Consider the following 23,842-nt stretch of genomic DNA (forward strand, 5'->3'; position numbering starts at 1 on the left):
TAGTGCTTCTTCGACCGCCCCGCAGCCTTAGGCCGGGGAAGCCCCATTGCCCGGAGCGGCGCACCAACCGCCCGTCAATCTCAACGAGCGTGCGCGCCGCGCGGCACGAACCGCGTACGGACAACAGGCATTGTCCCGGTCTGCCGACCGCTGTGGCGGCTTGATCCGCAACGGTCCGCTGTGGGCTGCGCCACGTTGCGCGCCCTCCGGTCCTGCCGTACCACACACCCCCCAAAACGGGCGAGCTTTCCGGACATTGACCAACTATTCGCCGGAGACTCGGTGCGGTACAACGATCGGCCAGCCTACCCCGCACCATGCGGGAGCAGGGTCACGGGGCGCGATCGGGCAGCTGTCCGGAAAGCAGGAAGACCACGGTCCGCTCCCGTTCCGTCCACGCGCGCGTGTCGAGTTCGACGGACTGGAGCAGCGCGCACTCCACCGCGTATCCGTGCTCCGTGAGGTCCCTGCCGATGAGTTCGGCGGCGTCACGGGTCGACGCGTGCGTCACGATGCGTGCCGGGCGGCGGTCGGCGACGGCGGAGACCACCGCGGCTCCCCCGCCCCCGACGCGTACGACATCGGGCTCGGGAAGGTCTTCGAGGACGTGCGGCGCCATGCCGTGCACGATCTGCGGCTGCACACCGAAGCGGCGGGCGACCTCCGCGGTGCGGGCGCAGGCGTCGGGGTCGGCGTCGACGGCGATGACGGCGGCGCCGAAGCGGGCGGCCTCGGCGGTGAAGGCGCCGCTGCCGCAGCCGATGTCCCAGACCAGGTCACCCACGCGCGGGCCGATGCGGGCGAGTTGGGCGGCCCGCAGGCGGTCGCTCTCGCCCTCGCCGAGCCCGGCGTCGCCGCCGTAGGCGGGGGCGGGCAGCGCCCAGCCGCGCGGCGTTCCGGGGTCGCGGCCCGCGATCCAGCCGGTGTCGGACGCGGCGACCGGGCCGCCGATGACGATGACGACGTTCGGGTCGCGCCAGGTGTGGTCGGCGGCCTTGTCGGAGGTGAGGACGGTGACCCGTTCGCGCTCGGTGCCGAGCTCCTCGCAGATCACGAACGTCCGGTGGACACCCTGGAGCAGCAGGCCGAGCTCGGCGGGGCCCGCGCCCGGTGAGGTGAGGACGGCGACCTTGGTGTGCGCGCGGCACACGTTCACCGCGCGGCGCAGCGTGCGAGGGTGGGCGACCACGACCTCGGCGTCGTCCCAGGGCATCCCGGCGCGGGCGAAGGCCTGCGCGACGGAGGAGACGGCGGGCACCACTTCGACTTCGAGGCCGAATTCGGGGGCGCGCAGGGTGCGTACGACACCGAAGAATCCGGGGTCGCCGTCGGCGAGGACCACGGCGGTGCCGCGGTGGGCGGCGATGCGGCGGGCGGCCAGGCTCACGCTGCCGAGGCGGATCCGTTCGGCGCCCCGCGGCACTTCGGCGAGCGCCAGGTGGTGGGCGGCGCCCGCGACGAGGGTGGCGGCGCCGAGCGCCGAACGCGCGGTGGCGGTCAGCGGTGAACCGTCCCAGCCGATCACCGTGACGCGGTCGGCCATCTTCGTCTGTCTCCCGGGGTCGTTCTCGCTGGGCGTCTGGGGGCCGGCGTCGCGTGTAGGGGGCATCCGCGTGCGGCCAGGGGCGAGCGTACCTGGTGGGGTCCGGATGTGCCGTGCGGGGCGGTGGGGCGGGAGGGATCAGTTCCAGTCGGAGTAGGCGCTGAAGCCGCTGTCGGCGAGCTGTTCGCCGACTCCTTCCAGGTCCTCGGGGAGCAGGCTCCACACGATGAGGTCGGTGCGGACGTCGATCCAGCCGCCGAAGGGGTCTCCGCCGTTCCTCGTACGCGCTATCCAGGCGCCCCGCAGCACTCCCTCACTGATGCAGCCGATCTTCTGCGCGACCTGCTGGGCCGCGGTGTTGTCGGCGGCGGTGCGCAGTTCGATGCGTTCGAAGCGCTGGTCGCCGAAGAGCCACTGGGCGGTGGCGAGCGCCGCTTCCGAGGCGTAACCCTCGCCGCGGGCCCAGGGGGCGACGACGTAACTGAGTTCGCTGGAGCGCACCCGCCAGTCGGTGTCCCGCAGTTGCACTATGCCGACCAGGCGCTGGGTGAGGAACTCGGTGACGGCAAGCGCGATCCCGCGCCCCTCGGTGCGCTCGGCGGGGGCGACCCGGGTGATCCAGTCGCGGGCGTCGTCCTCGGTGTAGGGCTGGGGCGCGGAGGTCCAGGCGATGACCATCTCGTCGTTCATCATCTCCGCGTAGGCGGAGACGTCGGCGTCCTCGAACGGGCGCAGCACCAACCGCTCCGTGCTGATGGAGACATCGGGGAAGCTGGTAGTCATGCGCTGCTCCGTAACCTGGAACCCTCGGGCCTGCTGAAGAGCCCAGCATGCAGCATGTCGGCGCGCAAACCCACCACGGGGTCCTCTCCCGTATCGGGACAGGACCCCGTGGTGGGGACGGAAACGGACTGTGCGTCAGTTCGTTTTGACGGGCAGCACGGAGCCCTTGTACTCGTCCTCGATGAACTGCTTCACCTCGGGTGAGGTGAGCAGTTTCGCCAGCTTCCTGATCCGCGGATCGTCCTCGTCGCCCTTCTTGACGGCGAGCACGTTGTTGTACGGATTGTCCTTGGGCGACTCCAGAAGGATGGCGTCCTTCTTGGGGCTGAGTCCGGCGTCGAGCGCGTAGTTGTTGTTGATGACCGCGGCGTCGACGTCGTCCAGGGAGCGGGGCAGCTGGGCGGGTTCCAGCGGTTTGACCGTGAGCTTCTTCGGGTTGGACGTGATGTCCTCGGGGGTGGCGTTCGCACCGGCCCCCTTCTTGAGCCCGATGACGCCCTTGGACGCGAGGAGTTCGAGCGCCCTGCCCTCGTTGGTGGTGTCGTTCGGAACGGCGACGGTCGCACCCTCCGGCAGCCGGGTGACGTCCTTCGTCTTCTTCGCGTACACCCCCATCGGCGGCAGATAGACCTCGGTCACCGGCTTCAGCTCCGTCTTCTTGGACTTGTTGAAGTCCTCGAGGTACGGGGTGTGCTGGTAGAGGTTGGCGTCGAGGGAGCCCTCCTGGAGCGCGGTGTTCGGCGTGACGTAGTCCGTGAACTCCGTGATCCGCAGGTCGAGCCCCTCCTTCTTCGCGAGGTTCTCCTTGATGTACGTGAGGACTTCGCCGGCCGGGGTCGGGGTGGCGCCGACGGTGAGCGTGTCGCCGCCCGCCGACCCGGAGTCACCGCCGCACGCGGTCAGGCCGAGCGTGAGCGCGAGCGCGCCGGTGACGGCGGCCGTGACGTGCCTGCGGGGGACGTGCCTGCGCATGATCAGAACGCCGCGACGACGGCACCGTCGTACTTGTCGTCGATGAACTTCTTGACCTCGGGCGAGGTGAGGAGCTTGGCGAGCTTCTTGACGCGCGGGTCGCTCTCGTCGCCCTTCTTCACGGCGAGGAAGTTGCCGTAGGGGTTGCCCTTGGCGGGCTCGGCGACGAGTGCGTCCTTGGCCGGGCTGAGCTTGGCCTCGAGGGCGTAGTTGCCGTTGATCACCGCGGCGTCGACGTCACCGAGGGAGCGGGGCACCTGGGCCGCCTCGATCTCCTTGAACTTGAGGTTCTTCGGGTTCTTCGAGACGTCCTTGGGGGTGGCCTCGTAGCCGACGCCCTTCTTGAGCTCGATCAGGCCGTTGTCGGCCAGGAGCTTGAGCGCGCGGGCCTCGTTGGTGGTGTCGTTCGGGAGGGCGACCGTGGCGCCCTTCTTCAGGCCGTCGAGCTTCTTGACGCTCTTGGAGTAGACGCCGAGCGGCTCCAGGTGCACCGTCGCGTTCGGGACGGGCACGATGTCCGTGCCGTTCTTCTTGTTGAAGTCGTCCAGGTACGGCTTGTGCTGGAAGTAGTTGGCGAAGACCTCGCCCTGCTCGACGGCGGTGTTCGGCGTGACGTAGTCGGTGAACTCCCGCACGTCGAGGTCGAGACCGGCCTTCTTCGCCAGGTTCTTCTTGACGTAGTCGAGGATCTCGCCCTGCGGCGTGGGGGTCGCGGCGACGACGAGCGGGCCGTCCTTGTCGCCCGCGGCGGAGCCCTTGTCGGAGCCGCAGGCGGAGAGCCCGAGGGTGAGGGCTCCGGTGGCGAGGACAGCGGTGGTGATCTTGGCGGTGTTACGCACGAAAAGTGCCTTTCTCCATGGGTGGTACGCCCCGCGATGGGGTGTGCGGGGTGAGTTTCAGGAAGCTTTCGCCGGTCAGGAAGCCTTCGACGGCGCGAGCTTGAGGAAGCGCAGGCGCGGCGCCGCGCCCGAGTGGCCGCCGCGCCGGTGCAGCCTGCGGGCCGCGTAGTCGCCGGCGAACTGGATGATCGAGATGACGACGGCGAGGACGCCGACGGTGATCCACATCAGTTCGGTCTCGAAGCGCTGGTAGCCGTAGCGGATGGCGATGTCGCCGAGGCCGCCCGCGCCGACGGCGCCGGTGATGGCCGAGTAGCCGATGATCGTGACGATCGTCGTGGTGGTGCTGGAGATCAGCGAGGGCAGCGACTCCGGCACGAGCACCTTGCGTACGACGGTCCAGGTGTTGCCGCCCATCGACTGCACGGCCTCGACGAGGCCGCCGTCGACCTCGCGCACCGCGGTCTCCACGAGCCGCGCGAAGAACGGCGTCGCGCCGATCGCGAGCGGCACGATGGCGGCCTCGCGGCCGATCGTGGTGCCGGTGATCCAGCGTGTGAAGCCCATCAGGGCGACCATGAGGATGATGAAGGGCATCGAGCGCGCGATGTTCACGATCTGCCCGATGAGTTTGTTCAGGACCGTGTTCTGCAACAGCCCGCCGCGGTCGGTGAGGACCAGCAGGATGCCGAGGGGAAGTCCGGCGACGACGGCTATCAGCGTCGACCAGCCGACCATGTAGAGGGTGTCCCAACAGGCCTGCTCCAGCAGGGGCTGCATCTCCGACCAGGTCACTTGGCACCTTCCTTGACCAGCAGCGTGCTGTCCTCCGGGGTGGTCGCGGGGGCTTCGCCCGCGCTGTCCGCGACGTCGACCTGAAGTCCCTGCTCGCGCAGGAAGCCGATCGGCACGACGTTCTCCTCGAAGCGTCCCGGCAGCTCGATGCGCATACGGCCGACCTGCTTGCCCGCGACGGTGTCCATCGCGGCGCCGAGGATCGAGATGTCGATGTTGTACGTGCGCGACAGCTGCGAGATGACCGGCTGGGTCGCGGCCTCGCCGTGGAAGGTCACGTCGACGACGGTGCGGTCATCGCCCGTCGCGGCGCCGCTGACCGGGAAGAGCGCGGCGGCCAGCTCGGATCCTGGCGTCGCGAGCAGCTCGGTGACGGTGCCGGACTCGACGATCCGTCCGTTCTCCATGAGGGCGGCGGAGTCGCAGACGCTCTTGACGACGTCCATCTCGTGCGTGATCAGCAGGACGGTCAGGCCGAGCTGCTGGTTGAGGTCGCGCAGGAGCTTCAGGATGGAGCGGGTGGTCTCCGGGTCGAGGGCGCTGGTCGCCTCGTCCGAGAGCAGCACCTTCGGGTCGCCGGCGAGCGCCCGGGCGATGCCGACGCGCTGCTTCTGGCCGCCGGAGAGCTGCGCCGGGTAGGACTTCGCCTTGTCGGCGAGGCCGACCAGGTCGAGCAGTTCGAGGGCCTTGCGCGAGCGCTCGGCGCCGCTGAGACCGAGGATCTCCAGGGGCAGCTCGATGTTGTCCTTGACGGTGCGCGAGGACAACAGGTTGAAGTGCTGGAAGACCATGCCGATGCGGCTGCGCGCCCGGCGCAGGTCCTTGCTCGCGCGGCTGCCGCGCCCCGCGAGGGCGGTGAGGTCCTGGCCGGCGACGCTGACGGTGCCGGCGGTGGGGCGCTCCAGGAGGTTCACGCAGCGGATCAGCGAGGATTTGCCGGCGCCGGACTGGCCGATGACGCCGTACACCTCGCCTTCGCGTACATGCAGATCGACGCCGTCGAGGGCAGTTACTTCACGACCGCGTGAGCGGTAGACCTTGGTGAGGCCGGAAGTGGTGATCACAGGGGTTTCCGTCACTGTCGAGTGCGCGGCGCGGTTCTCGCCGGGCACGGGGCATTCGTGGGGAACGCGGCACGGTTTCTCGCGGTGGCGAAAAGAACCGGAGGAGGTGTGCGCGGGGCAGGCTCGCTTCCTACGTCTCGTCCGCCGGTAAGGCGTACGTGGCACAGGGGCGCGGCACAGCGGCTTCGCTTCGGGGCGCGATGCTCAGGGGTGGTGCGGGGGCCCTCAGAAGGCGCACATTCGACACATACAACGAGCACCGGGCGTCGTGATCGCCTCGGTCGCAGGGGTGCGGCTGCTCGTCGTGGTCATGTGGACCAGTAAAACACGCGTGCGTCCGCAACCCGCCCCGGCAGTCCGCTATACGGACAGCCCGTGGACAGGTGCGAACGCCGCGCGGCAGGTGCTCAGACCGCGGCGGTGATCTCCACGCCGCCCTCGATGGCCTGTGCGGACACGGCCGAGAGGTCCTTCACGACGACATCGGCAAAGAGCTCGCCCGCGGTGTGCGTTGTGGCCAACGCCACGGTGGTCATCCCGGCGGCGCGGCCCGCCGTGAGACCCGCGGGGGCGTCCTCGAAGACCACGCAGCGCGCCGGGTCGACGCCCAGTTTCGCGGCCGCGAGCAGGAAGGGCTCCGGGTCGGGCTTGCCGCGCGTGATGTCGTCGGCGGATATCAGCATCTGCGGGTCGATGCCGACCTCCGCGAGCCGGGCCTCGGCCAGGCGCCGCCCGGCGGAGGTGACGACGGCCCAGCGCCCGGGCGGCAGGGAGGTGAGCAGTTCGAGGGTGCCGGGAAGGAGCACGACGCCGCCCGCGACGTCCGAGACCTCCAGCTCCTCGATGCGCGCGACGGCCCCGGCCACGCGCTCGGCGGGCAGCATGTCGGCGATGATCTCGGCGGCGGGGCGGCCGTGCAGCTCGACCTGCTCGAACTCCTCGGCGGTGATCCCGTACTCCTGCGCCAAGCGCCTCCAGCAGCGGTACACCGACTCCATGGAGGAGATGAGGGTGCCGTCGTTGTCGAACAGGAGCGCTTCAGCGTGGATCTTCATGGTGTCCGAGCGTACGGGGCACCCCCGGGGTGCGCGCATCGGGTCATAGGGCCCGTAATAAAGTCACGGCATGCTTGTTGCCCTGACGATCGCGACCGCCGTGGCCGCGCTCGTACTCGCCGCGTGGTGCGGTTTCGCCGCCTACCGGGATCAGCCGACCAAGGACTGGCACTTCATCGGCATGGCCGTGGTGACGTTCCTGGCCGCCGTCCAGCTGATCGTCGGCATCGTCCGGCTGGCGCAGGGCGACAAGCCCGAGCAGGGCACGACGATCTTCGTGTCGTATCTCGTCGGCTCTTTCGCCTGCATCCCGGCCGCGGGCTTCATGTCCCTCGCCGAGCGCACCCGCTGGGGCTCCGTCACGGTCGCCGCGGGCGGCGTGGTCCTCGCCGTGCTCCAGGTGCGGCTCTACGACATCTGGGGAGGCTGAGGTGACGGTGACCGAGCCCGACGAGCAGGAGACCGGTGCCGCCCGCAAGCGACTGATCGGCGGGCCCGGCATCGTGCTGGTGTGGCTGTACGGGGTGATGGTGGTCGGCGCCGTGTCGCGCTCCGCCGTGCAGATCTCGACGGACTTCCACAAGGCCCCCCTCGCGTACACGCTGTCCGCGCTCGCGGGTCTCGTCTACGGCTTCATCACGTACTCGCTCGTGCGCGGCGGCGAGAAGGCCCGCAAGGCGGCGCTGGTGTGCTGCGCCGCCGAGCTGGTGGGCGTTCTGGCGGTGGGGGCCTGGACGCTCGCTGAGCCGTCCGCCTTCCCCGACGCCACGGTGTGGTCGGACTTCGGAATGGGCTATCTGTTCATCCCGGTGATCCTGCCCGTCACCGCGATCTTCTGGCTGAACAAGGCGCGGCGGACGAGCGCCCCGTAGGGGCGCCGGGAACTGCGCGACCAGCCACAGCCGGCCCGCAGTCGCCCGGCGTACGCTCAGACGCTGGTCGCATAGGCGCTCGCGCCGATCTCCTTGGCGAGGGTGACCACCGTGAGCCGTTCGTTCACCTGTTGGGCGCCCACCGCCACGTAACCATGCTTGCGGTAGAGCTGGAGGTTCTGCTCGCTGCGGTGGCCGCTGGAGAGCTGGAAGTACTTGGCCGTGCCGCCCGCTGTGAGCCGCTGCTCTATCGCGTCGAGGAGCCGCCCGCCCAGGCCGTGGCGCTGCATCCTGGGGTGGACGATGAGCTTGTCGATCCGCGCCGTGCCGTCGGGCCCGACCGTGCCGCGCACCGAGGCGACGACCTCGTCGCCGAGGCGGGCCACCAGCACGCGGCCGGTGGTCAGTTCGGCCTTGATGGAGTCGAGGGACTGCGTGAGCGGCTCGATGGAGTAGTCGCCGTACAGCTCGGCCTCGCTCTGGTAGCACAGGTACTGCAGTTTGAGGATCTTCTCGGCGTCCTGTTCGCCCGCCTCCGAGATGGTCACGCTCATGCCCATGTGTGCATGCCTCCCGCTCACCTGCTCCGCCGGTTGTCTATCGCTCCCTTCCCCGCGGCGCGGGAGCTGCAACCTCCGCCGCGAGCATTCTGCGCAGGCATCCCAGGCAACGGGAACGCTCGGGCCCCAGACTGCCCTGTGACATTCCCAACTCGCCTGCGATCTCCCGGTAGGTGAGGTCCTTGGGGGACAGCAGCGCCGCCATGAGACCGGGGCAGCGGCCGGGCAGTCTGCGCACCGCCGCGTAGAGGGTGCGGTCGCGGTCGGCCCGCAGGGCGCGCTGTTCGGGGTCGGCGTCGGCGTCGTCGGCGGGCTCGGTCGCGTACGCCACTTCCCGCTCCGCCGTACGCCGGGTCAGGCGCGCCTCGGAGGCGACGGCGGCGCGCAGCCAGGTGGCCGGGTCGGCGGGTGGGTCGGCGGCGTCCATGCGTTCGAGGAGGCGCAGCCAGACGGCCTGTTCGAGGTCGCCGGGGTCGGTGCCGGAGCCGTGCGCGGCGGCGGAGGCCTCGGCGGCGAGCAGCGGACGCAGGGCGGGGATGAGGGGATGAGTCACGCAGGGCCGGGTCATGCAAGGCGTGACGCGGCCGCCCCGGCACGAGGTTGCCGGAGCGGCCGTCTGTCACCCCAACCGGGGCCCGCCGGTCAGCCGTTGACGAAGTCCTCGCGGGCGAGCAGCGCGGTGTCGCAGTTGTCGGAGAAGATCCCGTCGATGCCCGTCTCGAAGTACGCCTTGAAGGCCCCGAAGGCGTCGCCGTAGGCCGCCGGGTCGGTGCCCTTCCTGAAGTTCGCGGGCAGGAAGGTGTTCTCGTTGCGCATCGTGTAGGGGTGCAGGATCAGGCCCGCCTTGTGCGCGTCCTTGACCAGGGTGGTCGGGGTGCCGAGGCTGCCGTCCGGCTTCCTCGGGATGATCAGGTCGAGCGTGGGGCCGATGCCCTGCGCGAACGACGCCATCCACCGCAGGCCCTCGGGCTTGATGAGGTCGGCGACGGTGCGCGGGTCGCCCGCCTCGACGAAGTCCCAGGGCCGGGAGGCCGCGGACGACAGGAGCACCACGAGCGGCGGGTCGACCAGCTTGTTCAGGCGCTGGATGCTGCTGGGCTCGAAGGACTGGAGGAAGTTCGGCGAGTTCTTCTTGTGCCGCCCGTACTTGCGAAGCAGCTTGGCGAGCGGCTCCTCCAGGCCGAGGCCCAGCTTGCGGAAGTAGGTGGGGTGCTTGGTCTCGATGTGCAGCCAGATCCGCTTGCCGTGCTTCCGCTCCTGCTTCTGGGCCCAGCGGAAGACCTCCTCCAGGGTGGGCACGTCCCAGCGGCCGTCGTAGAGGGTGTTGCGCTGGCGGGTGCCGGGGATGCGCTCCTTGGCGCGCAGCGTCTTCAGCTCGGCGAGCGTGAAGTCCTCGGTGAACCAGCCGGTGAGCGAGGTGCCGTCCACGGACTTGGTGGTCTTGCGGTCCGCGAACTCGGGGTGCGCGGCGACGTCCGTCGTAGCCGTGATGTCGTTCTCGTGACGGCATACGAGGTGGCCGTCCTTGGTGGGCACGATGTCCTGCTCGATGACGTGGGCGCCCATGTCGAGGGCGAGTTGGTACGCGCCGAGCGTGTGCTCGGGCCGGTAGCCGCTGGCGCCGCGGTGCGCTACGACCGTGGGCACCGGCAGGTCCTTGTACCCCCCGTGCCCGTGCTTCGCGTCGGCTCTCGCCACGCCGGGCAGTCCTGTTACGGCTGTGCCCGCTCCGAGGACGGCCGCTCCCAGGAGCGCCCGCCGTCCCGGCCGCCGCTCCCCCGACCCCGACCGACCCGACTCTTGCGTAGCCATTGAGCGCTCCTCCCGATGTGCTGCCTTGAACCTGACAAAGCGGCACGATCGTAGGTGGCCGCACGTGACGGAAGGGAGACCCCGGACCGAACGGAAGGGTGACGCCAGATGGCCACTGGTGTGCGAGGCGGGTCAGGCCGGTGGCCTACGAGCCGGCCGAAGGGGCTTTCCACTCCGTGGCAGCGTGTGACCGCAAAGCGTGACAAGGACCACTAGGGCGCGCCACATGCCTCACGGAGGGATAACGTCGTCACAGGGAGGGTGGTTCAAGGCCCGCACCACGCGCGTGCACGTCAACTCTGCGTATCGAGTGCGTGAACCCGATGTGCGGTGAGCGGGGACCCGCGAGTATCGTCCTCACCTGCACATACCCGTCGTCGACCCGTTGACACCGGAGGGCCCGTTGTCCCGTCTCGCGCTCATCAAGGCTGTGCTCGGACCGATCTTGCGTCTGATGTTCCGCCCCCGGGTGGAAGGCGCAGAGAACATTCCGGGCACCGGTCCGGTCATCATGGCCGGAAACCACCTCACGTTCATCGACTCGATGATCATGCCTCTCGTCTGCCCGCGTCCCGTCTACTTCATCGGCAAGGACGAGTACGTCACGGGCAAGGGGCTCAAGGGCCGCCTGATGGCCTGGTTCTTCACCGGCTCCGGCATGATCCCCGTGGACCGCGACGGCGGTCACGGCGGTGTGGCCGCCCTGATGACGGGCCGGCGCATCCTGGAGGAGGGCAAGCTCTTCGGCATCTACCCCGAAGGCACCCGCTCCCCCGACGGCCGCCTCTACCGCGGCCGTACCGGTATCGCCCGGCTGACCCTGATGACCGGCGCGCCCGTGGTCCCCTTCGCGATGATCGGCACCGACAAGCTCCAGCCCGGCGGCAAGGGGCTCCCGCGTCCGGGGCGCGTCACGGTCCGGTTCGGCGAGCCGATGGAGTTCTCGCGGTACGAGGGCATGGACCGCGACCGCTATGTCCTGCGGGCGGTGACGGACTCCGTGATGACGGAGGTCATGCGGCTTTCCGGGCAGGAGTACGTGGACATGTACGCCACGAAGGCGAAGGCGGCGTAGCCCGGGGCTCGGTCTTTGGCAGTGCGCCCGCCTGGCGTCGGGGATTCCCCGATGCCGGGCGGGCGTTTTCGTGTTGCCTGCGGGTCGCCCGTGGCCGAGCGCGCAGTTCCCCGCGCCCCTTACGGGGCGCTCCCCTCAGTGCTCGATGCCGTCCTCCAGCTTCGAGCCCTTCAGGAGGAACCACGCCGCCACCGCCGTAACGAGGAGCACCGCCGCGCCCACGCCCGCGGCCATGCGCAGGCCGTCCACGAAGGCGTCCTGGGCCGAGGCCAGGAGAGCCGCGGACTCGTGGGCGGGGAGGGCCGCCGAGGACTCCACCGCGCCGCCGAGTGATTCGTGCGCGGCCGATGCCACCTCCGGCGGGGTGCCCGCCGGGGCGGTGAAGCCGCGGTAGACGCCGGTCACGATCGAGCCGAGCAGGGCGATGCCGAGTGCCGCGCCCAGTTCGTACGCGGTCTCGGAGACCGCGGACGCGGCGCCCGCCTGCTCCTTGGGCACGCTGGAGAGGATGACGTCGGCGGTCACCGTGAACGAGAAGCCCGCGCCGATGCCGACGACCAGGAGCGAGGCCCCGAGCAGCGGATAGCCGGTGCTCTGGCTCAGGGTGGTGAGCGCCGCGAGGGCGATTCCCACCGCCGCGAGCCCGCCTGCCACTACCGCGCGCACCGAGAACCGCCGCGCGACCAGGCCCGCGACCAGTCCGGCCGCCACCGCGCCCACCGCGGCGGGCAGCTCGGCGAGGCCCGCCTCGAACGGCCGCCTCCCCTGGACCAGTTGCAGGAACTGGGAGAGGAAGAAGACCAGGCCCGAGAGCCCGAGCACCGTGAGGAGATCGGCGAGCACCGCACCGGAGAAGCCCCGGTTGCGGAAGAGCCGCATGTCCAGGAGCGGCGCGCTCAGCGTGAGCTGGCGTCGTACGAACCAGGTGAGCGCCGTTACGCCGAGCACGCTCGCCGCCGCGACGTCCCAGCGGATGCCGTGCGCCGCCGCCTCCTTGATGGCGTACACGACGGCGATCATGCCGATGAGCGAGAGCACGACGCTGACCAGGTCCCACGGGCCCGGCGCCGGGTTCTTCGACTCGGGCAGGAACTTGATGCCGACGAGGACCAGGACCGCCATCACCGGCAGGTTGATCAGGAAGACCGAGCCCCACCAGAAGTGTTCGAGCAGGAAGCCGCCGACGACGGGACCGACGGCGGCACCGGCCGACGCCATCGCGCCCCAGATGCCGACCGCGAGGCTGCGCTCGCGCGGGTCGTGGAAGATGTTGCGGATCAGCGCGAGCGTGGAGGGCATCAGCGTCGCACCCGCGACACCGAGCAGCGCGCGGGCCAGCATGAGCATTTCGGGGGTGGTCGCGTAGGCGTTGAGGACCGAGACCCCGCCGAAGGCGACGGCGCCGATCAGCAGCAGCTTCTTGCGGCCGATGCGGTCGCCGAGGCTGCCCATGGAGACGAGCAGTCCCGCGATGACGAACGAGTAGATGTCGCCGATCCACAGCAGCTGCGTGCCGGTGGGCTTGAGGTCCTCGCTGATGTACGGCGTCGCCAGGCCGAGCACCGTCGCGTCCACGGCGACGAGCAGTACGGCAAGGACCAGCACGGCGAGCGCGAGCCAGCGGCCGGGGCTGCGCTCGACCTCCGCCGACGCGGTCCGCTGTTCGATGCTGGTCATGGTTCCACTCTCCGTCGTGCGCCGCCGATCAGCAGCTCGGCGATCATGTGTGTGAAGTCCTTGGCGGCCACGCGGCCGTCGAGTACGGCCCAGGCGGCCGCGCCGATGAGTCCGTACAGCGCCTCCGTGAACCAGACGGGGGTCAGGTCGATGCGGAACTCGCCGCTCTCCTGGCCGCGCCGGAAGAGCGCGCCGATGTTGTCGTCGAGCCGGGACCAGCCCTCGTGCTGCGCGTCGTCCTCGAAGAGCTGGTTCTCGGTGACGAGGAACGCGAGAAGGCCCGCGGCCGGCTGGATCTCCTTCACCAGGCGGCGCAGCGCCTCCTCGGCGCTGTCCTCGCCGAGCCGTGCCGCCGCCAGGGCGGTCTCGCACTCCTGGATGCCGAGCTCCTCCAGGGCGCGTACGAGAGCGTCGCGCCCGGCGAAGTGGCGGTGCAGGGTGGCCCGGCTGATCCCCGCCGCGCGCGCCACCTCGTCCATCGTGGCGGAGCCTTTGCGGGTGAGGAGCGCCGCCGCGCTGCGCAGCACCTGGTCTCGATCGACTGACATGAGACAACTGTAAACCAGGTGAGACAAATTTGTCTCACGAGATACGCGTGACGGTCACCCGGAGGTAGGTCGGGAGGTTTCTCGGTGCGGGGCCGGGGCGGCTCAGTGCCAGGGCAGCTGCCCGCGCCGCTCCCAGTACGCGCCGGGCTCCTCGGCGAGCGCCGCGAGGCGTTCCAGCTGCCCGTCGTCGAGGTCGACGGCCGCCGCGTGCAGGTTGGAGACGAGCTGGACCGTGGTGGCGGCCCCGGAGAGGACGACGCCCGCCCACGGCTGGCGCAGGACGAGGGCGAGGGCCACCGCGTCGCTGCCGAGCCCGGCCGCCCCGGCGATCTCGCGCAGCGCGGCGGGGGCGTGCGGGTCGGCGAGCCGGCCGTTGGCCATGCCCTCCTTGACCAGGACGGTGAGCCCGGCGTCGTGCGCCTCGGCGAGGGCGGGGCCCGCCGAGGTCTCCAGGGCGTTGTAGGTGGCCTGGACGGTGCGGAAGAGCGGCTCGCCGTCGACGGTCACCTCCAGGGCGGCACGGATCGCGGCGGCCTGCTCCGGACCGCTCACCGAGAGCCCGACGGTCACGCCGCTCGCCGCGAGCCGGGCCAGTTCGGCGTGCAGTTCCTTGTCGTTGAGCGCGGGGCTCTGCGGCGTCACCGAGTGGATCTGGTAGAGGTCGAGCCGTTCGCCGAGCAGCGCGGCACTCTCCGCGCGCTGCCGGACGTACGCGGCGACGCTGTGGTCCTTGACCTCGTGCGGCGGCGCTGCGTCGGCGTTCCAGGCGGCCGTGTACGTGTAGCCCCACTTGCTGCCGATGACGACGTCGCCGATGTCGGGCCTGGCGCGCAGCCAGTCGGCGAGGAACTCCTCCGAGCGGCCGTAGGAGCGCGCCGCGTCGATGTACCGGGCACCCGACGCGTAGGCGGCGTCGAGGAGCTCGAACGTCCGCTCGCGCAGGGCCTCCACGCTGCGTGAGGGCGGCAGGTCGGCGTCGCGGCCGAGCGTGATGTAGCCGGGTCTGCCGACGGCCGCGAGGCCGAAGCCGATGTGGGCGGTGGGGGTCGTCGCTGCGGCCAGACGGGAGAAAGGCATCGCGGGCTCCGTTCGGTCGGCTCCTTCGGCTTCTTGCGGAAGAACGACCAACGTAACCCGCGATGCCCGGGTCAACGCGGCGTGCGCTGCCCCGGCGTCACTTGCGCGCCGCGGCCCACTCCTGCTGCACCGTCAGATCGGCCTTGACCTCGGCGAGCTGGACGGCGACGGCCGAAGGGGCGGTGCCGCCGCGGCCGTTGCGGGACGCCAGGGCGCCGGGGACGTTCAGGACGGTCCGCACCTCCGGGGTGAGGTGCTCGGAGATCTTGGCGAACTGCTCGTCCGTGAGCTGGTCGAGCTCGATGCCGTGCGCCTCGCACTCCTTGACGCACTCGCCCGCCACCTCGTGCGCCACACGGAACGGCACACCCTGCCTGACCAGCCACTCGGCGATGTCCGTGGCGAGCGAGAACCCGGCGGGAGCCAGCTCCTCCATGCGCTCGCGGTGCACGGTGAGCGTCGCCACCATGCCGGTGAAGGCGGGGAGCAGGACCTCCAGCTGGTCGCAGGAGTCGATGACCGGCTCCTTGTCCTCCTGGAGGTCGCGGTTGTACGCGAGGGGGAGCGCCTTCAGGGTCGCCATCAGGCCCGTCAGGTTGCCGATGAGGCGGCCCGACTTGCCGCGCGCCAGCTCGGCGATGTCCGGGTTCTTCTTCTGCGGCATGATCGACGAGCCGGTCGAGAAGGCGTCGTGGAGCGTGACGAAGGAGAACTCCTTGGTGTTCCAGAGGATGATCTCCTCGGCGATCCGGGAGAGGTTCACGCCGATCATCGCGGTGATGAAGGCGAACTCCGCCGCGAAGTCGCGCGACGCCGTGCCGTCGATGGAGTTGGCCGCCGAGCCGCGCTCGAAGCCGAGGTCCGCGGCGACGGCCTCGGGGTCGAGGCCCAGGCTGCTGCCGGCCAGGGCGCCCGAGCCGTACGGCGACACGGCCGTGCGCTCGTCCCACTGCCGCAGGCGTTCGGCGTCCCTGGAGAGGGACTGGACGTGGGCGAGGACATGGTGCGCGAAGAGCACGGGCTGGGCGTGCTGGAGGTGCGTGCGCCCCGGCATGGCGACGTCCGGGTGCGCCTCGGCGAGACCGACGAGCGCGCCCTGGAGGTCGGCGATCAGACCGCCGATGATCCGGGCGTGGTCCCGCAGGTACATCCGGAAGAGCGTCGCCACCTGGTCGTTGCGCGAGCGGCCCGCGCGCAGCTTGCCGCCGAGGTCCGGGCCGAGCCGCTCCAGAAGACCGCGCTCCAGGGCGGTGTGCACGTCCTCGTCCGCGATGGTGCCGACGAACTCGCCCGAGGCCACGTCGGCCTCAAGTTGGTCGAGCCCGGCCAGCATGCGGGTCAGCTCGTCCTCGGTGAGCAGCCCCGCCTTGTGGAGCACGCGCGCGTGGGCGCGGGAACCGGCGATGTCGTACGGCGCGAGGCACCAGTCGAAGTGGACCGACGCCGACAGCTTGGCCAGGGCCTCTGCCGGGCCGTCCGCGAACCGGCCGCCCCAGAGCCGGACGTCCCCGCCGTTGTTGCTGCTCACTTCACGTACTCCTTAGCCCGCATAACCGCATCCGCCGTCGTACATCTCACCGTCATGCATGAGTATGCAGTGCTCCGTATGTTTCGTCAATCCAGTCACGGTGCGTGGCGGGTTGCGGGGGGCGGGGCGGGTGAGCGGCGCGGTAAGCCGTTAGACAGGCGAACTACCGGGACGAATAATCCCCGGCATGGGAAAGACTTACGAACGCATAGACGGCAGGCTCCGCTCCTTCATCGAGGCCCAGCCCGTCTTCTTCACCGCGACCGCGCCCCTCTCCGGCGACGGCACGATCAACCTCTCCCCCAAAGGTCTCACCGGCTCGTTCGCCGTCATCGACGAACACACCGTGGCCTACCTCGACTTCGCGGGCAGCAACGCGGAGACGGTCGCGCACCTGCGCGAGAACGGGCGCATCACTCTGATGTGGACCGCGTTCCAGGGGCCGCCGAACATCGTCCGGGTGCACGGCCGCGGCGAACCCGTCTTCCGCGACGACCCACGCTGGGCGGAACTGCTCGGGCACTTCCCCGACATCGACCCGACCCCGCACGGCCTGCGCGCCATCATCGTCGTGACGGCCGAACTCGTCCGTGACACCTGCGGATACGCGGTGCCCTTCATGACGTACGACGAGGACCGCGACCTGCACGCCAAGCGCTTCGCGCGCGAGGACGACGCGTCGCTGAGCGAGTACTTCACCAAGAAGGAGCACATCGCACGGAGCATCGACGGCCTGCCCGGGCTGCCGCTGCCCCTGCCTCCCAGTACGGTCTGAGCCATGCGCCCCCGTGCCGTCGCCCTCGCGTCCGCAGCCGCCCTCGCTCTCGCCGCCACCGGCACACTCGGCGCCGCGCCGCCGCGTACGGGCCTCTCGCTGCCGGACCGCATGGCCGACACGGGCGGCGGCACCCAGCTCATCACCGCACGGGCCGCGCGCACCGGGTCCACCACCGGCACGGTGACGTGGTGGGACCGCGGCGGCGGGCGGTGGGTGCGGGCCGGATCGGCGGCGGCGCGGTTCGGGGCCAACGGCCTGGTGGAGGGCGGCTCGCGCAAGCAGGGGACGAACACGACGCCCACGGGCCTCTTCCGCCTCCCGTACGCCTTCGGGATCAAGCCCGCGCCGACCGGCACGGACTACACGTACCGCCGCGTCGCGAAGAACTCCTGGTGGTGCCAGGACAACGACTCGCGCTCCTACAACCGCTGGACCCAGCCCCGCCCCCGCGACTGCCGCGCCGCCGAGTCCGAGCACCTCATCACGTACGACCCCCAGTACACGCACGCCCTGGTGATCGGCTTCAACTACGACCGTCCGGTGCGGGGGCGCGGCGCCGGGATCTTCCTGCACGTCAACGGGCGCGGGGCGACGGCGGGCTGTGTGTCGGTGCCCGTGGACGCGATGCGGCGGATTCTCGCGTGGGCCGACGAGAAGCGGCGCCCGCACATGGCGATCGGCACGGACTCCGGCGCGACGGCGATCTCGCGCTACTGACGCCGACCGGCACCTGGGCATCCGGGCCGCGGCAGCTGCGTGTAGCGACCACATATCGAGACGGGTTTGCGTCCGCACGGCACGGCGGCGTTGCATCGCCGGGTGCAGACCGAACAGACGATCCCCAGCTCCACGCAGGCCGGCGACAAGGCGGCCCGCCTCGCCGTCACGGTCTTCCCCGTCCTCGTACTCGTCGCGGGCGCGCTCGGCCTGATGACGCCGGACACCTTCAAGAGCTGGGGCACGAACGTCCCGTATCTGCTCGGGCTCGTCATGTTCTGCATGGGGCTCACCATGACCCCGCTCGACTTCCAGGGCGTCGTCAAGCGGCCCTGGGCCGTCGCGCTCGGCCTGGTCGCGCACTACGTGATCATGCCGGGCCTCGGCTGGCTGATAGCCCACGCCCTCGGGCTCTCGCCGCAACTGGCGGCCGGCGTCATCCTCGTCGGCTGCGCGCCGAGCGGCACCGCGTCCAACGTCGTGACGTATCTGGCGCGCGGCGACGTGGCCCTGTCCGTCTCGGTGGCCACCGTCTCCACCGTGCTCGCGCCGCTCATCACGCCGCCGCTGACGCTGCTGCTGGCGGGCGAGTACCTGCCCGTGGACGCGGGCTCGATGGTCACGGACATCCTCAAGACGGTGCTGCTCCCGGTGTTCGCCGGCCTCGTCGTGCGCCTGTTGTTCGGGCGCTACATCAAGCGGGTCCTCAGCGCCCTGCCGTGGCTCTCCGCGCTGACCATCGCCGTCATCGTGGCCGTCGTGGTCGCGGGCAGCGCGGCGGCCATCAAGTCGGCCGCCCTTCTCGTGTTCCTCGCCGTCGTACTGCACAACGGCCTCGGCCTCGCGCTCGGCTACGGCGCGGGCAAGCTGGCCCGCCTGGGCCCGCCGGCCTCGCGCGCCATGGCCTTCGAGGTCGGCATGCAGAACTCGGGCCTCGCCGCGTCACTCGCCACGGCCCACTTCAGCCCGCTCGCCGCGCTGCCAGCCGCCGTGTTCTCCGTGTGGCACAACGTCTCGGGAGCCCTCGTCGCCGCCTGGATGTCCTACCGGGCGCGGCGCACCGAGGAGCGGGCGGCCGAGCAGGCCTGAGGGACCCGGGCAGCGCCCTCAGGCGGTATGCCGAAAAGTCCACTGCGAAGCTCCCGGCAAAGTTCACCGAGCAAATAATCTGCCGCGAACCATAGACGGGAGGGATCAGCTCCGCTTACCGTCTAGACATGCCTGGACAGGTTCATAAACATCACCGTGTCGCGCACGTGCTCGCCGACGAGATCCGCGCCGGTGTCCACGCCGACGGCAGCCGTCTCCCCGGTGAGCACGCCCTGCGCGAGCGGTTCGGGGTCAGTCGCACCACCGTCCGTCAGGCGCTGAGCGTGCTCGGCGAGCAGGGCCTCATCGAGACGCACGCGGGCATCGGCTCGCTCGTCACCTTCGACGGCACCCCGCTCGACCAGAAGCTCGGCTGGACCAGGGCGCTCGCCGACCAGGGCACCGAGCTCTCGACCGACACGCTGCGCTTCGAGCGGATCACCGACCCAGGGCTTGCCGCCGAACTCGGCCTCGCGGACGCGCACTTCATCGCGCTCGACCGCGTCAGGCGCCTGCCCGACGGCGCCGGCATCTCCCTGGAGCGCAGCCGCGTCCCGGCCGTGCCCGCCCTCGCCGATCTGCCCGAGCGCGGCCTAGAAGGCGGCTCCCTGAACCGGACCCTGCTCGCCGCAGGACACGTCGCCGCGTCGAGCGACGCCCACATCACGGTGTCCGGCCTCGGCGACGAGGACGCGGGGCTCCTGCGCCGCTCGCCGGGCGAGCCGTTCATCCGGCTCGCCCAGGTCTTCCGCGACGCCGACGGAGAGGTCGTGGAGCAGGTGGCCAGTCTGCTCGACCCGTCCCGGTTCCAACTGCACGTACGCACCGGCCGAGGAGGCCACTGATGACCACCGCTCCGCCCGACCTTCTCGACCGGGCGCTCGGCGCCTTCTACGGACTCGCGCTCGGCGACGCCCTGGGCATGCCGACCCAGATCATGTCCCGCGAGGACGTCGTACGGGTCTACGGCACCGTCACCGGATTCGAGGCCTCCAGGTCCGACAACCCGGTGAGCGCGGGCATGCCCGCCGGTGCCGTCACCGACGACACCGACCAGGCGGTCATCGTGGCGCGGCTCCTCGTCGAGGGCGGCGGGCACATCGAACCGCTGCGGTTCGCCGACGAACTCCTCTCCTGGGAGCGGGAGATGAAGGACAAGGGCTCCTTCGACCTGCTCGGCCCGTCCACCAAGGCCGCCCTGGACGCCGTCGCGGGCGGCACCGACCCCAAGGAGGCGGGCAAGAACGGCACCACCAACGGCGCCGCGATGCGCGTCACGCCGGTCGGCATCGCCTTCGCGGCCGATCCGCTGCCGGACTTCCTCGACCGGGTCGTGGAGTCCTGCCAGGTCACCCACGACACGAACGTCGGCATCGCGGGCGCGGCGGCCGTCGCGGCCGCGGTGAGCACCGGCGTCGCGGGCGGCACCCTCGACGAGGCCTTCGAAGCGGCGATCACCGCCGCGGAGGCCGGCGCCCGGCGCGGCAACTGGATCGCCGGAGCCGATATCTCCGCGCGTATCGCCTGGGCCCGCGAGCTGGTGGCGGGCCTGGACGAGGCCACGGCCCTTGACCGCATCGTCGCCCTCATCGGCACCAGCGTCGCCAGCCAGGAGTCGGTGCCCGCCGCGTTCGCGGTGCTCGCACTGACCGGCGGCGACCCCTGGCGCAGCGCGCTCCTGGCCGCGAACCTCGGCGGCGACAGCGACACGATCGGCGCGATCGCGGGCGCGGTGGCCGGTTCGGTGCACGGCCTCTCGGGCCTGCCCGCCGACGCCGTACGCACCCTGCGCACGGTCAACAGCCTCGAACTCGCGCCTCTGACGGCCCAGTTGCTCACCCACCGCTGAGTTCCGCCGTCCGTCCCCGCACCCCACTCCCCCGTCCCAGCCCCACGTATCGCGCAAGGAGGTTCCGTCATGGACGCTTCGACGAAGAACGTCTCGGTCGGCACCGTAGAGACCCGAGGGATCGAGCCGGTCCCCGACAGTGAGCGTCATGGCCACGCCGGCCAGATGTTCTGGACCTGGTTCGCCGCCAACATCTCGATCCTGGGGCTGCCGCTCGGCGCGACCCTCGTCGCCTTCCGCGGGCTGAACATCTGGCAGGCCGCGCTGGTCGCGGTCGTCGGCGCGTTCGGTTCGTTCGCGCTGGTGGGGGCGTTGAGCCTGGCGGGCAAGAAGGGCGGCGCGCCGGCGCTCACGCTCTCCCGCGCGGTGTTCGGACAGCGGGGCAACGCGGGCCCGACCCTGGTCTCCTGGCTGAGCCGGGTCGGCTGGGAGACGATCACCACGACCACGGCGGCCTACGCGCTGCTCGCCCTGCTCGGGGTGGCCTTCCACGTCGACCGGAACAACTTCCTGACCGTCCTGTGCCTCCTGGTCTTCATCGCCTGCACGCTGCTGATCAGCGGCCTCGGACACGCCACGATCATGTGGATCAACAAGTGGGCCACCGTCCTGTTCGGCGTCCTCAACCTCATCGTGATGGGCTTCCTGGTCGCGACCGTCGACTGGTCGAAGGTCCTCGAAACCCCGGCGGGCCCGACCAGCGGTGTCGTCGCCGGCATCGGCTTCATCGCCGCGGGCACCGGCATCGGCTGGGCCAACGCCGGTGCGGACTACGCCCGTTACCTCCCTCGTACGATCCCGGGGCGCCGCCTGATCACCGCGTCCGCCTTCGGCGCGGGCATCCCGCTCGTACTGCTCATCTCCCTCGGCTCCCTGCTCACTGCGGGCGACCCGTCGCTCGCCACGTCCTCCGACCCGGTCTCCGCGATCAACGCGATGCTGCCGTCCTGGATGGCGATCCCGTATCTGATCGCGGCCTTCGGCGGCCTGCTGATGTCGAACCACCTGTCGACGTACTCCGCGGGCCTCACCATGATCACGCTGGGTCTTCGGGTGCCGCGGGCCTGGGCCGTGGTCATCGACATCGTGCTGATGTTCCTCGGCGGCATCTACTTCATGCTGATCGCGGACGACTTCTACGGCCCCTTCTCCGCCTTCCTGACACTGCTCGCCGTGCCGATCTCCGCCTGGATCGGCGTGATCGCGGTCGACATGATGCGGGGCCGCGACTACGACCCCGACGGCCTGATGGACACCTCCCGGACCAGCCGCTACTGGTACACCGGCGGCTTCCGGCTGCCCGCCGTGCTCGCCTGGGTGGCGTCGATCGTGTCGGGGCTGCTCTTCACGACCGCCGGCACGGGCTCTGACGACGTGTGGTTCGCCGGGCCGCTCGCCGACACCTGGTTCGGCGCCAACGGCCTGGGCTGGGCGGTGGCCATCGTGGTGGGCGGCGCGGTGTACGCGGCCTTCGGCGGGCGCGGCCGTCCGACCCCGGCCCCCGCTTCCTCCCCGGCACTTGAGGAGACAGTCCGATGAACACGCCCGCATCCGCCCCGCGTCTCGTCCTCGCGGGGAACGTCATCGCCGACCTCGTCATCGAGGTCCCCGCGCTGCCCGAACGCGGCGGCGACGTCATCGGCTCCCGTACGCGGCTGTACGCGGGCGGCGGCTTCAACGCGCTGACGGCCGCGCGCCGCCTGGGGACCGAGGCGGTGTACACCGGGCTGCACGGGACCGGGCCGTACGGGGATCTCGTCCGCCGCTCCCTCGCCGAGGAGGGCATCTCGACCCTCCACCCGGTGCGGGCGGACGGGGACACCGGGTTCTGTGTGGCCCTCGTCGACGCGGGCGGCGAGCGGACGTTCGTCACCAGTTTCGGGGTGGACGCGCGGATGACGGCCGCGGAGACGGATGCCGTTGCGGGGGCACTGCGGGCGGGCGACACGGTGCAGCTGTCGGGGTACAGCCTCGTGATGGAGGTCAACGGCCCGCTGCTGTCCGCCTTCGCGGCGGGGCTTCCGGGTGATGTGCGGCTCTGTTTCGACCCCGGACCGCTGGTCGCCGACATCCCTGCCGCCGTCCTTGACCCGGTCCTCGCGCGGGCGGACTGGCTGAGCTGCAACGCGCGCGAGGCCCGCCTGATGAGCGGTCACTCCGAGCCGCGGGCTGCTGCCGCCGCCCTGCGCGGGCGGCTGGCGCCGGGGGCGGGGGTTCTCGTGCGGGCCGACAAGGACGGCTGCTGGCTGGCTGCGCCGGGCTCGGGGGATGTGGTGCATGTGCCCGGGTTCCCCGTCGACGCCGTGGACAGCAATGGTGCCGGGGACGCTCATGTGGGGGCGTTTATCGCCCTGTTGGGGCGGGGGCTCGACCCTCTGACAGCCGCGCGGGGCGCGAACGCTGCGGCGGCGTACGCGGTGACGCGGCGGGGGCCGGCCACGGCGCCGGGGCTCGGGGAGCTTGTGGCGTTTCTCGGGGATGATCCGCTGGGTGGGTTGCTGGGGTAGGGGGGATGTCCTCAAACGCCGGACGGGCTGGAATATCCAGCCCGTCCGGCGTTTGAGGACGAACTCGGCGAAGCCGGTGATAACGGCACGCACAAGGCCCTCGCGCCTGCGAGTTTTCGGGAAGGGGCGGGGTCGGGGATGAATCAGTGCTCGTTCGACGCCAGCCGCAGCAAGTGATCGGCCAGCGCCTGCCCCCCGGCGGCCTCCCGGCTGATCAGCATCAGCGTGTCGTCCCCCGCGATGGTCCCCAGAATGTCGTGCAGCTCCGCCTGATCGATCGCCGAGGCGAGGAACTGCGCGGCCCCCGGCGGCGTCCGCAGGACGACGAGGTTGGCCGAGGCCTCCGCGGAGATGAGCAGCTCCGCGGAGAGGCGGCGCATCCGCTCCTCCTTGGCGGACTCCCCGAGCGGCGCACGCGGAGTGCGGAAACCGCCCTCGCTCGGCACCGCGTAGATGAGATCACCCTCGGCATTGCGGATCTTCACCGCGTTCAGCTCGTCCAGGTCCCGTGAGAGCGTCGCCTGCGTGACGGTCAGCCCGTCGTCGGCGAGCAGCTTCGCCAGCTGGCTCTGGGAGCGGACGGGCTGCCGGTTGAGGATGTCCACGATCCGGCGGTGGCGTGCGGTGCGGGTCTGCGGCACGGCGGGCCCGGCGTGATCCGGGTACTCCGCCTGCTCATTGCCTTGCGCCTGGCTCATCGTC

Annotated in this window: 25 protein-coding genes; 10 read left to right on the forward strand and 15 right to left on the reverse strand. The window is 70.8% G+C overall.

Annotated features, from left to right (window positions below):
• Positions 1-331: 331 nt before the first annotated feature.
• The 7 genes from cbiE to IE226_RS19380 form a co-directional block, all read right to left on the reverse strand.
• The gene (gene cbiE / locus IE226_RS19350) at positions 332-1,543 is read right to left on the reverse strand and encodes a precorrin-6y C5,15-methyltransferase (decarboxylating) subunit CbiE (RefSeq protein ID WP_190082541.1); all 1,212 of its coding nucleotides are present in this window, start codon (positions 1,541-1,543) and stop codon (positions 332-334) included.
• A 138-nt stretch (positions 1,544-1,681) separates the two neighbouring features.
• The gene (locus IE226_RS19355) at positions 1,682-2,326 is read right to left on the reverse strand and encodes a GNAT family N-acetyltransferase (protein WP_190082542.1); all 645 of its coding nucleotides are present in this window, start codon (positions 2,324-2,326) and stop codon (positions 1,682-1,684) included.
• Positions 2,327-2,461: 135 nt separating this feature from the next.
• Positions 2,462-3,298: a MetQ/NlpA family ABC transporter substrate-binding protein gene (locus IE226_RS19360; RefSeq protein ID WP_190082543.1), complete on the reverse strand. Its 837-nt coding sequence runs from the start codon at positions 3,296-3,298 to the stop codon at positions 2,462-2,464.
• 2 nt (positions 3,299-3,300) lie between these two features.
• Complete coding sequence (locus IE226_RS19365) at positions 3,301-4,137, reverse strand: MetQ/NlpA family ABC transporter substrate-binding protein (RefSeq protein ID WP_190082544.1); 837 nt, start codon at positions 4,135-4,137, stop codon at positions 3,301-3,303.
• A gap of 75 nt (positions 4,138-4,212) precedes the next feature.
• Entirely contained in the window at positions 4,213-4,932 is a 720-nt protein-coding gene (locus IE226_RS19370; RefSeq protein ID WP_190082545.1) for a methionine ABC transporter permease, read from the reverse strand.
• Complete coding sequence (locus tag IE226_RS19375) at positions 4,929-5,996, reverse strand: methionine ABC transporter ATP-binding protein (protein WP_190082546.1); 1,068 nt, start codon at positions 5,994-5,996, stop codon at positions 4,929-4,931. Before IE226_RS19375 ends, IE226_RS19370 begins: the two co-directional genes overlap by 4 nt.
• Positions 5,997-6,403: 407 nt before the next feature.
• Positions 6,404-7,051, reverse strand: coding sequence for an HAD family hydrolase (locus IE226_RS19380; RefSeq protein WP_190082547.1), 648 nt, complete (start codon positions 7,049-7,051; stop codon positions 6,404-6,406).
• A gap of 70 nt (positions 7,052-7,121) precedes the next feature.
• Here IE226_RS19380 and IE226_RS19385 point away from each other — a divergent pair, with 70 nt between their 5' ends.
• Positions 7,122-7,481, forward strand: a complete 360-nt coding sequence (locus IE226_RS19385; protein WP_190082548.1) for a hypothetical protein — start codon at positions 7,122-7,124, stop codon at positions 7,479-7,481.
• Position 7,482: 1 nt separating this feature from the next.
• Entirely contained in the window at positions 7,483-7,923 is a 441-nt protein-coding gene (locus tag IE226_RS19390) for a hypothetical protein (RefSeq protein WP_229871252.1), read from the forward strand.
• Between the two features lie 56 nt (positions 7,924-7,979).
• On the opposite strand, the gene IE226_RS19395 is transcribed toward IE226_RS19390, so the two are convergent.
• The 3 genes from IE226_RS19395 to IE226_RS19405 form a co-directional block, all read right to left on the reverse strand.
• Positions 7,980-8,483 (reverse strand): GNAT family N-acetyltransferase, encoded by a 504-nt coding sequence (locus IE226_RS19395; RefSeq protein WP_190082549.1) that lies wholly within the window; start codon positions 8,481-8,483, stop codon positions 7,980-7,982.
• Positions 8,484-8,520: 37 nt separating this feature from the next.
• Entirely contained in the window at positions 8,521-9,051 is a 531-nt protein-coding gene (locus IE226_RS19400) for a sigma-70 family RNA polymerase sigma factor (RefSeq protein WP_190082550.1), read from the reverse strand.
• A 74-nt stretch (positions 9,052-9,125) separates the two neighbouring features.
• Entirely contained in the window at positions 9,126-10,295 is a 1,170-nt protein-coding gene (locus tag IE226_RS19405; RefSeq protein WP_190082551.1) for a glycerophosphodiester phosphodiesterase, read from the reverse strand.
• Positions 10,296-10,749: 454 nt separating this feature from the next.
• Between IE226_RS19405 and IE226_RS19410 the strand changes: the two genes are divergently transcribed.
• Positions 10,750-11,370, forward strand: a complete 621-nt coding sequence (locus IE226_RS19410; protein ID WP_229871258.1) for a lysophospholipid acyltransferase family protein — start codon at positions 10,750-10,752, stop codon at positions 11,368-11,370.
• A 135-nt stretch (positions 11,371-11,505) separates the two neighbouring features.
• Here IE226_RS19410 and IE226_RS19415 read toward each other — a convergent pair whose 3' ends face one another.
• From IE226_RS19415 to argH, 4 genes are all read right to left on the reverse strand, one after another.
• A complete protein-coding gene (locus IE226_RS19415) occupies positions 11,506-13,047 on the reverse strand; it encodes an MFS transporter (protein ID WP_190082553.1) in 1,542 nt (513 codons plus the stop codon).
• Positions 13,044-13,595 (reverse strand): TetR/AcrR family transcriptional regulator, encoded by a 552-nt coding sequence (locus IE226_RS19420; RefSeq protein WP_190082554.1) that lies wholly within the window; start codon positions 13,593-13,595, stop codon positions 13,044-13,046. Before IE226_RS19420 ends, IE226_RS19415 begins: the two co-directional genes overlap by 4 nt.
• A gap of 102 nt (positions 13,596-13,697) precedes the next feature.
• Positions 13,698-14,672: an aldo/keto reductase gene (locus IE226_RS19425; RefSeq protein WP_190082555.1), complete on the reverse strand. Its 975-nt coding sequence runs from the start codon at positions 14,670-14,672 to the stop codon at positions 13,698-13,700.
• Positions 14,673-14,769: 97 nt separating this feature from the next.
• On the reverse strand, positions 14,770-16,200 hold the full coding sequence (gene argH / locus IE226_RS19430) for an argininosuccinate lyase (protein ID WP_190082556.1): 1,431 nt from the start codon (positions 16,198-16,200) through the stop codon (positions 14,770-14,772).
• A 187-nt stretch (positions 16,201-16,387) separates the two neighbouring features.
• On the opposite strand from argH, the gene IE226_RS19435 reads away from it, so the two are divergent.
• From IE226_RS19435 to IE226_RS19465, 7 genes are all read left to right on the forward strand, one after another.
• Positions 16,388-16,975 carry a pyridoxamine 5'-phosphate oxidase family protein gene (locus tag IE226_RS19435; protein WP_190082557.1) on the forward strand — a complete coding sequence of 196 codons (588 nt, stop codon included), beginning with the start codon at positions 16,388-16,390 and terminating at the stop codon, positions 16,973-16,975.
• A gap of 3 nt (positions 16,976-16,978) precedes the next feature.
• Positions 16,979-17,695, forward strand: a complete 717-nt coding sequence (locus tag IE226_RS19440) for a L,D-transpeptidase family protein (RefSeq protein ID WP_190082558.1) — start codon at positions 16,979-16,981, stop codon at positions 17,693-17,695.
• Positions 17,696-17,797: 102 nt separating this feature from the next.
• The gene (locus IE226_RS19445) at positions 17,798-18,784 is read left to right on the forward strand and encodes a bile acid:sodium symporter family protein (protein WP_190082559.1); all 987 of its coding nucleotides are present in this window, start codon (positions 17,798-17,800) and stop codon (positions 18,782-18,784) included.
• Positions 18,785-18,912: 128 nt separating this feature from the next.
• Positions 18,913-19,629, forward strand: coding sequence for a GntR family transcriptional regulator (locus tag IE226_RS19450; protein ID WP_190082560.1), 717 nt, complete (start codon positions 18,913-18,915; stop codon positions 19,627-19,629).
• Positions 19,629-20,633 (forward strand): ADP-ribosylglycohydrolase family protein, encoded by a 1,005-nt coding sequence (locus IE226_RS19455; RefSeq protein WP_190082561.1) that lies wholly within the window; start codon positions 19,629-19,631, stop codon positions 20,631-20,633. The genes IE226_RS19450 and IE226_RS19455 overlap by 1 nt, the downstream gene beginning before the upstream one ends.
• 69 nt (positions 20,634-20,702) lie before the next feature.
• The gene (locus tag IE226_RS19460; RefSeq protein ID WP_190082562.1) at positions 20,703-22,172 is read left to right on the forward strand and encodes a purine-cytosine permease family protein; all 1,470 of its coding nucleotides are present in this window, start codon (positions 20,703-20,705) and stop codon (positions 22,170-22,172) included.
• The gene (locus IE226_RS19465) at positions 22,169-23,140 is read left to right on the forward strand and encodes a PfkB family carbohydrate kinase (protein ID WP_190082563.1); all 972 of its coding nucleotides are present in this window, start codon (positions 22,169-22,171) and stop codon (positions 23,138-23,140) included. Before IE226_RS19460 ends, IE226_RS19465 begins: the two co-directional genes overlap by 4 nt.
• 143 nt (positions 23,141-23,283) lie before the next feature.
• Here the strand turns inward: IE226_RS19465 and IE226_RS19470 are convergent, their stop codons facing one another.
• Positions 23,284-23,838, reverse strand: a complete 555-nt coding sequence (locus IE226_RS19470; protein ID WP_190082564.1) for an arginine repressor — start codon at positions 23,836-23,838, stop codon at positions 23,284-23,286.
• Positions 23,839-23,842 lie beyond the last annotated feature (4 nt).

Source organism: Streptomyces longisporoflavus (assembly GCF_014649775.1).
In the GTDB taxonomy this organism is placed as follows: domain Bacteria; phylum Actinomycetota; class Actinomycetes; order Streptomycetales; family Streptomycetaceae; genus Streptomyces; species Streptomyces longisporoflavus.